Genomic DNA, 12,266 nt, shown 5'->3' on the forward strand with positions numbered 1-12,266 from the left:
TCCGCAGACAAATAGCCGTCATGATGTCCGCTCCCCGCTCATCAGCGCATCGAGCGCCTCGATCAACTCGCGCGCCGGCCGGCGCGCATGCACTCCGGCCGGAACCGCCCCGTCGCGCCAGGACGGCCGCACGCCGCGAACGAACAAGTAGCTGTAGCCGCCGATGTGCGCGTCGTAGTCGTAGCTCGGGCGGCGCGCCTTCAAGTAGCGGTGCACCGCGACCAGGTAAAGCAGTGCCTGCAGATGGTAGGCATGGTGCGCCATCGCGGCTTCGAGCGCGGCCGCGCCGTACTCCGCGGGACTCGTACCAAGATGATTCGACTTCCAATCGATGATCCAAAACCGGCCCTCATGCTCGACCACCATGTCGATGAACCCCTTCACGTAGCCGGAGAGCGTCCCTGCCTCCAATGCCACGTCCGCATATCCGTGACGCGCGAGCAAGCCGCGCAATGCAGGCAGTTCGAGCGACGGCGAGGCGAACAGAAATGGCCATTCGGTCAACCTGCGCGTGGGATCGAGTGCCGCGAGCGTCATGCCGGGCGCCACCTCCGTCGCCGTGACGTCGGCAATCAGATGCGCCATCATCGCCGGCAGGCGCGCGGCCGTGTCGGCATCGGTGGCGACGGGCCGCTCGACGAGCGCGTCCGCGATGGCGCCCGGCCACGTCGACGGGTCGGAGAAGTCCGCCAATTCGAACATCCGGTGCAGACACTCGCCGGCTGCCGCCCCGCGCGGAAACGCCAGAATGTCGTCGGCCGCGAGCAGTGCTTCCGGCGTCGGCGCCGGCACCGGCAGCGTCGGTTCCGGTAGCCACACCGGATCGGCAGCAGCCGCTGCCTCTTGCCGAGCGGCGGCGAGTGCATCGTGATCGGGCCTCGGCTCGTCGTCCACGGTCACGCTCGCGTGCCTCGCACCGGCGGCCGCGAGCGAGCTGAAGCTCGCGATACGCCAAGTCTCGGTCAGCGTGCGGCCCATCGTGCGCGCCGCGAGCTTGCTGCCGAGCGCGGCCTCGCGCGCGAGCGGGACGCGCCGGGCCGGCGACGGCAGCGGCGCGCGTGCGATCGTATCGTCGGCCAGCCCCGCCCATGCCGCCTCGATCGCGTCGTCGGCCGGAGGATCGTCGGCCCAAGTTTCGAACGGACGGCCGTCGCCGGCAACGAGCCAATTGAGCACACTGCGGCGCGACTCCTTCGTCGAACGCGACGAGAGATACGCGCCGGCGACGAGGTAGCAGCGATGCACGGCACGCGTCAGCGCAACATAGACGAGCCGAGCACGCTCGGCCGCCTCCTCGCGCGCGGCTTCGGCCTCGGCGCGATCGGCATCGGCGCCTTCGCAGCCGTAGTGAAGCACGGCACGCGCGCCCGCCTGTGCATCTTCGTGATACTCGCTCGCGTCGGGCAAGCCGGTGCCCACCCCGGTCATGCGCGCGCCGTCGCCCAAGAACGGACAGAAGACGACGGCATATTCGAGCCCTTTCGATTTGTGGACGGTGACGATCTGCACGAGATCGCGGTCCGATTCGAGCCGCAACTGCGCGTCCTCGCCGCCGCCTCGCGCGCGCTCGGCCGCGAGCCAGCGCAAGGTCGGCGCGATGCCGGGGTGCACGGCCGAGCGCGCCCCCGCGAGCTCGGCCAGATGATTGACGTCGGTGAGCCGCCGCTCGCCTTCCCGCCCCGCAATGAGGCGCTCGCCGATGCCGAGTTCGCGCATCATCGTTCGCCACATCGTCGCAAAGCCGCGGTCGAGCCATAGCGACCGGTAGCGCGAGAATCGCTCGACCCAAGCCGTCGCCTCGTCGGCATGCGCCAGCGCGGGCGCGTCGGCGAGCTGCGCGAGCCGCGCGAGCGCCTGCGCATCGAGGCCGAACCAATCGGCCGCGAGCGCCGCCCGCAAACGCCGCAAGTCGCCGGGCGCGTCGACGGCCGCGAGCACGCGTTCGAGCTGCTCGGCATCGAGCGTCGCGAACACCGACGACTGCGCGAGTTCGACACTGCCCACGCCCCACGCCGCGAGCACGCGCTTCATCAAGCTGCCCTGCTTGTGCGTGCGAACGAGCACGGCGATGTCGGCCGGCGCCAGCGCCTGAGCCCCGAGCGCAACGCCGCCTTCGCGCGCACCACGCAGCAGGCGAACGATCTCCTGCCCGCACGCCTCCGCTGCCTGTCTCTGCGCCTCGCGCTTGATCAGCGTCGCCTCGCCCGACGGCAGCATCCAGACGCGCAACGCGCCGTCCGCGTCCCGCTCGCGGGCGGGATCGGTCTCGTCGATCAGCGGCGCGCGAGCGCGCCCGGCCGCCGCAACGGGCGTGTAGTCGAGCCCATCGAGCACGAACGCACGCGGGTTCGCGCCGAAGATCCGATTGCACGCGGCGACGAGCGGCGCCGTCGAACGCTGGTTGACCGCCAGCGTGTAGCGCGCCGTGGCCGCATGCCGCGCGGCCAGGTACGTGTGCAGATCGGCGGCGCGGAAGCTGTAGATCGCCTGCTTCGGATCGCCGACCAGGAATAGCGGACCAGCCTCGCCGTCGCTGCCCGGCCCCGCGAAGATGCGCTCGAAAATGGCGAACTGCAGCGGGTCCGTGTCTTGGAATTCGTCGATGAGCGCGGCCGGGTATCGCGCTCGCAGCGTGTCGGCCAGCCACGGGTGGGCGGTCAGCGCGCCGTGCAGGTTCGACAGCAGATCGTCGAAGGACGCGAGCCGGCGCGTGCGCTTCATCGCCGAAAGGGCCTGCGGCGCGCCGTCGAGCCACATCGCGAGCAAGGCGAGCCAGCGCGTCCGATGCCCGGCCTCCGCAGCTTCGGCGGCTGAAGCGAGTGCGTCGGCCAGTTCGAAAAACGGATGCTCGGGCGGCTCGAATTTAACTTTGGTGGCCTTCGCGAGCGCCGTCGCGGTCAGCTTCGCCGCCTCGCGCGGCGGCGCCGCGTGGCAGTCGCCTTCGGCGAAATACCTGCCCCACGCATCGAGCGCCGCGCGCACGGCTTCGCGCTTGTGCGTCGTCTGTTTGAGCGCGGCTTGCGCATCGTCGAGCACACGCTCGATCGACTCGCGCTCGGCGTGCCACAGCGCGCCGGCGGCATCGAACCGCGCGCGCGCATCGTCATTCCTCTCCCGTTCGAGCGTGGGGGGCGTCGTTCCCGACGTCCCCCAGCGCAACTGCGCGAGCGGCTTTTTCAGGCGCCGCGCGAGTTGCGCATCGAGTTCCAACGGGCTCGCACCGCGTGCGACGAGCCACGCCGCGAAGGCCGGATAGGTGGCCGCGACCGGCTCGATGCGCTCGCGCCAAAACTGAGCGGCCAATTCGAAACGCAGCGACGCGTCGTCGGCTTCCATCTCGAACGCGAACGGCATGGCGGCGGCGAACGGCGCCTCTTGCAACGCGCGCTGGCAAAACGCGTGGATCGTGTGAATGGCCGCCTGATCGAACGTCGACAGCGCGCGCCGAATGCGCTTGCCGGCCAGCTCGCGGTCGAGCCCGTCGGGTCCGAGCGTCGTGTCGAGCAACTGCGCGACGAACGGGTCGCCGCCGTCGTCGTCGATCTCGATTGCGCGGGCGAGCTCGGCCAGCCGGCCGCGAATCCGCTCGTGCAACTCGGCCGTGGCCGCCTTCGTGAACGTCACGACCAGAATTTGATCCGCGTTCAAATCGCGTTCGAGCAGCAGCCGCACGTAGAGCGCGCAGATATTCCAGGTCTTGCCGGTACCGGCCGACGCCTCGATCTGATTGACGCCGGTCAGCACGCAGGTAAAGACGTCGAGCGGCTGAGGCGGCAGCGCGTAGGCGCGATCGTGCACGCTCATGCTTCGGCTCCGGTCAAATGCGCGATCAACGGCTCGAAGACGATGCCCGCCAGCGCACCGAACGGTTCGTCGAGCGTCAGGTCGAGGCCGCGCCAGGCGATCGTCAGTGCGGGGTCGTCGGACTCGCCGCGCACGCGGTCGCTGATCCAAACACCGAGCGCTTCCGAATCGCCGCCGTTCGCTTTGGCCCACGCACTGCGTGGAAAAAACCGCAACGGCAACCGGCGCCCGGCGACGAACAGCGCAACGAGCAGTGCGAGATGTTCGAGCGGCTCATCGACACGCGAGAACGCGAAACGATCGGTTGCGCCGTACCACACCGTGCGGCAGGGCCCGTCGGGCTGCGCCGCACAGTACGCGAGATGAGCGAGCCAAGCGTTCAGATATTCGCGCGCATTCGGGCTCGCGTAGCGATAGAGCACCTGACCCGCATCGGTCACGCGGCTCAACGTCCCTTGCAGCTGCACGGGCGCCGCGTTGAGCAGCGCCTCGCGCAGGGCCGCGTCGTGCTCGCCGAAGAGCGCGACGCCGCCGGTATCCGGCCAGCGGGCAGACACTTGCAGTGCGAACGGCAAGCGGGCCGCGCCCGCCGCGAGGGCCGTGCGCACGTCACCGGCCAGCCGGCCCAGCGCGCCGAGTTCGCGGCGTTTGAGCACATCGCCCGTCGCGCCGGCAGGCAGTTCGGGGCTCGCTTGCGCGATTCGCCATGCACGAGCGCGCGACTCGTCGTCGTCGCGATCGATTAGCCGCGGCAGCAATCGATCGGCGAGCGCATCGCGCCCCGCGTAGTCGAGTTCGAACGGTTCGACTTCGAGCAGTTCGCCTTGCGACTTCTCGAGCACGACACCGAGCCGCTCGCGTAGCAACGCGCGCGCGGGGTGCTGCCAGAAGCGCTGAAAATCGGCGAACGAAACGGGCTCGGCTGCTTCGGGCGGCAGCGGAGCCGCGAAGAACGGCGCGGTCACGGGCTCGGCATTGGCGGCCAATTGCCGCGCCAGACGGGCGCGCTCGGCGTCGTACGAGAACAACGGACGTGTGCCGTTGAAATAGGCCGCCGAAAACGGCTGCAACGGATGTTCGACGACGAACGAGGCGCGCGCGGCCTCGATTTCGGCGGGCGCCGCGTCCGCGCCCGCCTTCGCGCGCGCGAGGTGATCGAGCAATTCGTCGACGAGCGAGGCCGGCGGCAGCGGCGCGTTGTCGCGGATGCTGCGCCCCGTGTAGCCGATGAAGAAGCGCTCGCGCGCGGCCAGCAGCAGATCGAGGAAGAGATTGCGTTCGTCGGCACGGCGCTGGCGGTCGCCCAGCTGCGGCATCGCGGCCATCAAGTCGAACTCGTCGGCGCGCGCGAGGCTCGGCAAGACACCATCGTCCATGCCAATCAAGCAGATCGCGCGGTACGGCAAGCCGCGCAAACTCGTCAGCGACGAGAACGTCACGCCGCCCCACGGCACACCGCCGTGCGCCGCATCATCGAGTGCGACCGTCAACGCGGCCCGCACGACCGCGGCCGGCGCCTGCTCGTCGCGGGCACCGTCGCGCATCGCATCGAGGGCTTTCTCGACGGCGTCGCGCACGCCGGCGAGTGAATCGGCGAACGGGGGCGCCGCATCGAATAGGCGCGCGAGCGCATCGGCCAACAGCGCGCTCCACGCGTCGCAAGTCAGCGCTTCGCGCGATCGCCGGACGAAGCCGTATAGGTCGTCGACGAAGCGCGCGAGACGCCCGAGCAGTTCGGCATCGGCGCCGCGCGCGCCGGCAACGGGCAACCAAGCATCGACGGGCTCGCCGTCGTCGGGCATCGCATAGCCGAGGAAGAGCCGCGTCAGCGCATCGGCGAAGGTATGGCGCGCGCCCGTCAAGGCATGCGCGGCACGCTCGTCGCCACCCGCCGGCGCCTCGTTCGCGAGGCCGCGCCGCGCGCCGGCCGCGGCCAACCATCCCTGCACCGTGTCGAGCGCCACGGCATCGATGCCGTAGCGCACCGCAACCGCATCGACACGCAGCCATTCGACGAGTTCGGGCGCCGTCACGCCACGATCGGCGAGCGCGAGCCAATCGAGCAGCACGCGCGCGATCGGATTGGCCTGCGACGGCGGCAGGCCCGTGATCCGATAGGGAATGCGGCCGCGTTCGTCGCCCTGCGTCGTGCCGAACACAGCGTCGATCAGCGGCGCGGCCGCCGCGAGGTCCGGACAGACGACGAGCACGTCGGACGGACGCAGCCCAGGCAGCGCGTCGCCGCTCGTCGCGCGGGCATCGTCGAACCAGCCGAGGAGCCGGTCATGCAGCACTTCAAGCTGGCGCGACAAGCTATGGCACGCGTGAACCTCGATGCCGCGTGCGCTTTCAAGCTCAGCCGTGACATCCTCCGCATCCGCGTACCCGTCGGCATCGGCACCTCCATCGCCGTCGCCGTCGCCGCCGGACCCCTCCGGCACCAAATCCAGCATGGCGTTCTGCACGCGAGCGAGCCAGTTCGGCGCCTCGTTCTCGGCGAAACGCGTCGCCTCGCCCGATGCCGCGCCTTCCGTCAATTCATGCAGCAGATGCAGTTGCGCCTGCGTTTGCCTCCCCCACTCGGCGAGCAGCGGATGCCCAACTTCGTGAAAATCGAGCGAGTCGGCCGCGTCGAGCGCAAGCGCCGTCTTTTCGGTGACGATGTCGAACCAAAACTGGCGGCACGGGTTCATCACGTACAGCCGCACGTCGATCCAGCGCGACAGTTCGCGCAGCAGCGCAATATAAAGCGGCGCGATCGTCGGCAACGCGAATACGCTGACGGACTCGGGCCAACGCGCGCGCATCACCGCGTCGAGATCGAGCGTGCGGACGAGTTCCAGGAAGCGGTGAGCGGGCGGCGTGGCGTCGGCCGTCCCGTTCGCCTGCGCAAGTTCGGCCAGCACCGCGCGCCAGAGCCCCGCCTGCCAGCGCTCGTCTTCGCGCGCGGCGGCCGTCGCCTTCGCGACGCGCGACGGCGCGACACCGCCGGGGCCGGCCTCGAAGATCGACTGCCCGCGCTGCCAACGCGCGAGCCATTCGGGGCGGTACGTCAGGTAGTGGTCGAAGACGGTCGCCACGCGCCGCGCCAACTCGTAGCGCATCGGCGCGTCGGCCGCCTCGAGATAGCTGCGCAGGCGCGGCGAATCGAGCCACGCGGCCGAGCCCGCCGATTCGTCGTCAAGCGCGCCGTCCGCCCCTTGTGGGCTTCGCGCGAACAGCCGGTAACAGCGCCAAGCGAGACGCTCGGCCCCGAGCGGCGAATGCTGGGGCACGTCGATGACGCCGCCGATCTGCTTCCAGAGCCACTGGGCAAGGTAATCGAAATCGACGTTCGCGCAAATGCCGCGGCGCGCGGCGAGTTCGAGTTCGAGCCGGCGGCGCACGGCCGCGCTCGGCACGACGATCTGCTCGCTCGTCCACGGATCGGCGGGCATGGCGGCGAGATCGTCGACGAGCGCTTGAACGAGCGTTTCGTACCGATTCGAATAGAAAAGCTGGAGCATGAACCCTTGGCGTGGAGCGCGCGCCCGACACTCGCGCGCGAGGCGGGCGGCAAAAGCGTCAGCATAGCAAAGGCATGGGCCGCCGGATCCGCTTTGCGGTGGCACGGCGGCACACTCGCCTCTCGCGCTCGCCTCTGGTGCAAGGCGAGCCCAGGCGGCCGTGCCCGGCGCGCATGAAATACGATAGACTCCACGCGAACCCCATCTGGCCCTTCCCGCTGCCCGCCGCGAGATCGATGCGCTACTCGAAAGAAATCGAAAAATTTCTCTACAGCCAATATTTTTTCGGTGGACTGCGTTCGGCCATCGGCGTGTCGCTGCCGGCAGTCCTGTGCCTGGTCGTGTTTCACAAGGCCGACCTCGGCTTCACGATCGCGACGGGCGCGCTCGGCGCCTGCGTCGTCGACATGCCCGGCCCGCTCAAATACAAGCACAACGAAATGCTCGTATGCAGCGTCCTCGGCTTCCTCTCCGCGCTGGCGACGGGACTGGCGACGTTCAACGTCTTCGCGCTATGGGCCGTCGTCGTCGCGCTGACGTTCGTGCTGTCGCTGGCCGTCGTCTACGGCAACCGCTGGCCGCAAATCAGCTTTGCCACGCTGTTCATGATGGTGATGACGCTCGAGGAGCATTTCACGCCGCTGCAGGCGCTGATCAACGCGAGCTGGATTTTGCTGGGCGGGCTCTGGTACACCTACTGGGCGACGCTGATCTCGCAGTGGCAGGCGCACCGGATCGAACAGCAGGCATTGGCCGAAAACGTCTTCGCCAGCGCCGAATACCTGCTCGCTCGCGCCGATTTCTACGATGTCGACGCGAACCTCGACGAGTGCTACACCCGGCTCGTCGAGAAGCAGACGGCGGCCGTCGAAATGCAGGACGCCGCGCGGGCGATCGTCCTGCGCAATTTGCCGAAGCTCCGGCGCGGCAAGCTCGACGCGCAACGCGTCACGCTGTTCAATCTGTTCATCAATACCGTGGATCTGCATGAGCTGTTCGTCGGCGCGCACACCGACTATCCGCTCATGCGCAGTACTTTCGGCAATGCCGACTTGATGCTGTTCTTCCGCGATCTGATCCGCAAGGCGGCGAGCGACCTCGAGGAGATCGGCTTGGCCGTGCTGCAAAACCGCAAGCCCGATTCGCGCGTGAACATGAAGGCCGAAATGCGCGCGATCGAGTATGAGATCGAGGTCATGCGCAAGCAAAATCTGCCCGAGCGCAACCCCGAGGCTTACGCGGCGGCATCGGCCACGTTCCGGCGCATCTGGAGCGCGGTGCGCCTCATCGACAAGATGAAAAAGAGCGTCGCCAACGAGAAGCCGAGCGTGAAGACCGAGATGCGCATCGACCATACGCTCATGCGGTTTCTGTCGGGCCGACGCGTGCCGCTGCCGCAGATCTTTTCGAATCTGACGATGGCGTCGCCGAGTTTTCGCCACGCGCTGCGCGTGACGATCGCGGTGGCCGTCGGCTTCTGGCTCGGGCGTTTGCTGCCGCTGACGAACGCCTATTGGATCGTGATGACAACGCTCATCATCATGAAGCCGGGCTACTCGCTGACCAAGCAGCGCAACACGCAGCGGATCGTCGGCACGGCGATCGGCTGCGCGGCGAGCCTTGCGTTGATTTGGTTCGTGAAGTCGCCGGTCGTGCTGCTCGTCTTCATGTTCGCGTCGATGGTGATGAGCTACAGCCTGCTGCTGTTCAACTACGCGGGAAGCGTCGTGTTCACCTCGTCGTACGTGCTGCTGCTGTTCCACCTGCTCGCGCCGGGCGGCATGCGCATCATCGGCGAGCGGGCGATCGACACCTTCATCGGCTGCGCGCTCGCGATCGCGGCGAGTCACCTGTTCCCCTACTGGGAATATAGGCTGATGGGCAAGCTCGTCACGGAAATGCTGGCCGCGACGCGGCAGTATCTCGAGAGTGCCTGGTGGTGGGGCAACGCGCCGGGTACGGGTGCGGGTGCGGCGAATACGGAAGGTGAGCGCACCTCGGGCGCGGCAACCGCAGCGCGGGCCGGCGGTTCACCCGCCGACCCAGCCGGCGACGACGATCGCGATTTCCGTTATCGCCTTGCCCGCAAGAACGTCCATATCGCGTTCGCGAATCTGGCGCAGGCGTTTCGCCGCATGATGCTCGAACCCAAGGCCCAGCAGCGGTTCGTGCCCGAAATGAACGACTTGCTCGTGCAAAGTCACGTGCTGGCCGCCCACATTACCGCGGCCGCGCCGCTGCTGCGCGGCATGGTTCAGCGCGAGCCGGACGGCTCGCAGGCATTGCAGCGGGCGTTGTCGACGGTGCGCGAGAATCTCGCGCAAGCGCAATCGGGCAACGCGGCACCCGCCGACCAGGCAGAGACGACCAAGCAGGTCACGCGCGAACTCGATGCGATGGTGGTCGACGTCGAGCGCGCCGGCGCGCAGCCGGCCGAGTTCATCGGCGAGTTGAAGCTGCTCGCGCTCCAATGCAAGCAGATGCTCGCCGCCTCGTTCCTCATTAGGAAGGACGCGGGCGCGATTCACCTGCCCGAGGCTTGACGGCCCGCGTGCGGGCCGAACAACTGCGCGTTATCGGGCCGGTATCCGCTTGGCGGGCCGGGTCGCCGGTTCGAAGTAGCTTACTGCGAAGCGCCGGTGGCGCTCGCGGCAGCGGCGCCGCTCGTTACCGCGGCCGTGGCCGCCGATTGCGCGCCGTAATGCTGCTCGTCGTACTCGCGTTTGCCCTTCATCGCGTTGTAGACGAAGGTGGCGATCACGATCAGCACGACTACGACGATGAGGATGGCGACGCGGGTCGTGGGATCGGATTTCTTCGATTGGCGCGGATCGTTCATGAGTGCGGGCCCGCGGCGCATCAAAGACGAACCGCCGGGCAAAAATAGTGAGACGAAAGCCGGCATTCTACGCGCATCGGGGGGAGTGTCACCGGCGTCGTCTGTGTCACCTGACCGGCAGCGCCGTCGAGTACTTGATCTGCTCCATCGCGAAGCTCGAACTGACGTCGAACAGCGGCACGGCCCGGATCAACTGCTTGTAGACGCGATCGTAATCGTCGATGTCGGAGACGACGATACGCAGCAGATAGTCGGTTTCGCCGCTCATCCGGTACGTTTCAACCACCTCCGGAATGTCGCGCACCGCCTGCACGAACTGGCGCGCCCATTCCTCCGTATGTTGGTTCGTGCGCACGGCGACGAACACCGTCGTGCCGACCCCAAGCTTGCGCGCGTCGCACAGCGCCACCTGCGCGCGAATCACGCCCTCTTCCTTGAGCCGCTGAACACGTTTCCAGCAGGGCGTCTGCGAGAGATTGACCCGGCTGGCAAGTTCGGCGATCGGCAACGTCGCGTCGGCCTGTAGCAACTCGACGAGCTTGCGATCGATAGCATCCATTCCCATTTCAATTCCTAGATAGAAATTTTTTCTACATAGTAGCGATACCGTGGAATTATAGGGAAATGCTTCGTCGAGACAAGACGCTATCAATCCTGCCTCGCTCCAATCCGGCGGCGTATTGTCGATGGCGTGCCGCCCCGAACGGCACGTCATCGCTCAAGAGGCTCCGCTCAATACGCGACCGTCGCGATACGGCGCACGAAGCGGCCCTGCTCGATTTCGTCGACGAAGGCGGCCGCGTAGTCCTCGGCCGAGATCTTGCTGTTGCCGCTAGCATCGACAATCAAAGAGTCGGCCCCGGTGCGGAACGTGCCGGTCTTGGTGCCCGGCGCGATCATCGCGGCCGGCGAGAAGAACGTCCAATCGAGATCGTCAACCGTTCGATAGACGCCGAGCGCTTCCCGATGCGCGAGCGCGACCGCCTTGTAGGCATCCGGAAAACCTTCGGTATCGACGAGCTGCTTGCCCGGTGCGACCTCGAGCGAGCCCGCGCCGCCGACGGCGACGAGCCGTTTGACGCCCGCCGCGCGTGCAAGCCCAACGAGCGAACGGGTGGCCTCGATGACTTTCGACGCGTCGTCATGCGCAGGACCGTAGGCACTGGCGATGACGTCGAAGCCGGCGATTTGCGCCGCACTCGCTGCCGCATCGAACAGATCGCCCGCGATAACCTTCAATTCGGGCAACCCATCCACCGCCTTCGGCCGACGCACGATCGCTGTCACCTCGTGCCCCCGCGCGAGCGCTTCCGCAGCGATCCGCGATCCGATCATCCCCGTGGCGCCGAAAAGCGCGATTTTCAAACGTTGTTGCATGTGAGACTCCTGTCAAATTAATATGTAACTTAGATAGTTACATTTATGAGCCGAAAAAAGAGAGGCTGCGCCTCTCGCGGATGTCAATCACCGCCCCGCCTATCCCCCACCGACCGCGTTTTCGGCTTCGATCACGCCCGCCGTGACGTCGGCCAGTGTCCGCGCGCCGAGCGACGCCTCCATCGCCTGCTGCGCATCGTCGACGATACCTTCCAACACCTGCTGGATGTGCCGCCCGACCATGCACGCCGGATTCGGCGCCTCTCGATGCAAGCCGAACAAACGCGCCTCGTCCACCGCGCGATAGACCTCGACGAGCCGAATCGCGCCGGGCTCCCGCGCCAGCAGCGCACCGCCGCCGGCACCGAGTTGCGACGCGGTAAGCCCCGCTTGAGCCAGCATCGACAGCAGCCGGCGGATCAGCGCCGGATTCGTGTTGACGCTGCCGGCGATGATGTCCGACGACAACGGCACGCCTTGCTGTAGCGAAAGCAGCGCCAGGATATGCACAGCGTAGGCGAAACGACTGCTGGTGTTCATCGAGGAAAGGGTTGGGCTTCAAAAACTGTAACTATAGTAATTACATTTCACACCGTGTGCAACCCCGGACAAAAACGCCGGCCAACCGGGAACCGCCACGGGAAACGACGAAACGATCGACGTCGCGATGCCGCGCGCATCGCCGTCACTCGCGAGGAGTACACTGCCCTGCTCGCCCTTGCTCGTCCCACGAAGCCTAG

Annotated in this window: 7 protein-coding genes; 1 reads left to right on the forward strand and 6 read right to left on the reverse strand. The window is 67.3% G+C overall.

From position 1 onward, the window contains the following. Window positions 1–18 precede the first annotated feature (18 nt). Together recB and recC are read right to left on the reverse strand one after the other, a co-directional pair. Complete coding sequence (gene recB / locus DWV00_RS20155) at window positions 19–3,804, reverse strand: exodeoxyribonuclease V subunit beta (protein ID WP_115535378.1); 3,786 nt, start codon at window positions 3,802–3,804, stop codon at window positions 19–21. Next, the gene (recC, locus tag DWV00_RS20160) at window positions 3,801–7,310 is read right to left on the reverse strand and encodes an exodeoxyribonuclease V subunit gamma (RefSeq protein ID WP_115535379.1); all 3,510 of its coding nucleotides are present in this window, start codon (window positions 7,308–7,310) and stop codon (window positions 3,801–3,803) included. Before recC ends, recB begins: the two co-directional genes overlap by 4 nt. 236 nt (window positions 7,311–7,546) lie before the next feature. Between recC and DWV00_RS20165 the strand changes: the two genes are divergently transcribed. Next, complete coding sequence (locus DWV00_RS20165; RefSeq protein WP_115535559.1) at window positions 7,547–9,853, forward strand: FUSC family protein; 2,307 nt, start codon at window positions 7,547–7,549, stop codon at window positions 9,851–9,853. A gap of 80 nt (window positions 9,854–9,933) precedes the next feature. Here DWV00_RS20165 and DWV00_RS20170 read toward each other — a convergent pair whose 3' ends face one another. The 4 genes from DWV00_RS20170 to DWV00_RS20185 all read right to left on the reverse strand — a co-directional run bounded on the left by DWV00_RS20170 (window position 9,934) and on the right by DWV00_RS20185 (window position 12,066). After that, complete coding sequence (locus DWV00_RS20170; protein ID WP_115535380.1) at window positions 9,934–10,149, reverse strand: hypothetical protein; 216 nt, start codon at window positions 10,147–10,149, stop codon at window positions 9,934–9,936. A 106-nt stretch (window positions 10,150–10,255) separates the two neighbouring features. Further along, complete coding sequence (locus DWV00_RS20175; RefSeq protein WP_115535381.1) at window positions 10,256–10,708, reverse strand: Lrp/AsnC family transcriptional regulator; 453 nt, start codon at window positions 10,706–10,708, stop codon at window positions 10,256–10,258. Between the two features lie 173 nt (window positions 10,709–10,881). After that, window positions 10,882–11,526 carry an NAD(P)-dependent oxidoreductase gene (locus DWV00_RS20180; RefSeq protein ID WP_115535382.1) on the reverse strand — a complete coding sequence of 215 codons (645 nt, stop codon included), beginning with the start codon at window positions 11,524–11,526 and terminating at the stop codon, window positions 10,882–10,884. Window positions 11,527–11,625: 99 nt separating this feature from the next. Next, window positions 11,626–12,066 carry an Rrf2 family transcriptional regulator gene (locus DWV00_RS20185; RefSeq protein WP_115535383.1) on the reverse strand — a complete coding sequence of 147 codons (441 nt, stop codon included), beginning with the start codon at window positions 12,064–12,066 and terminating at the stop codon, window positions 11,626–11,628. Between the last annotated feature and the right edge of the window lie 200 nt (window positions 12,067–12,266).

It is taken from the genome of Trinickia dinghuensis, from assembly GCF_003367175.1.
Lineage (GTDB): Bacteria > Pseudomonadota > Gammaproteobacteria > Burkholderiales > Burkholderiaceae > Trinickia > Trinickia dinghuensis.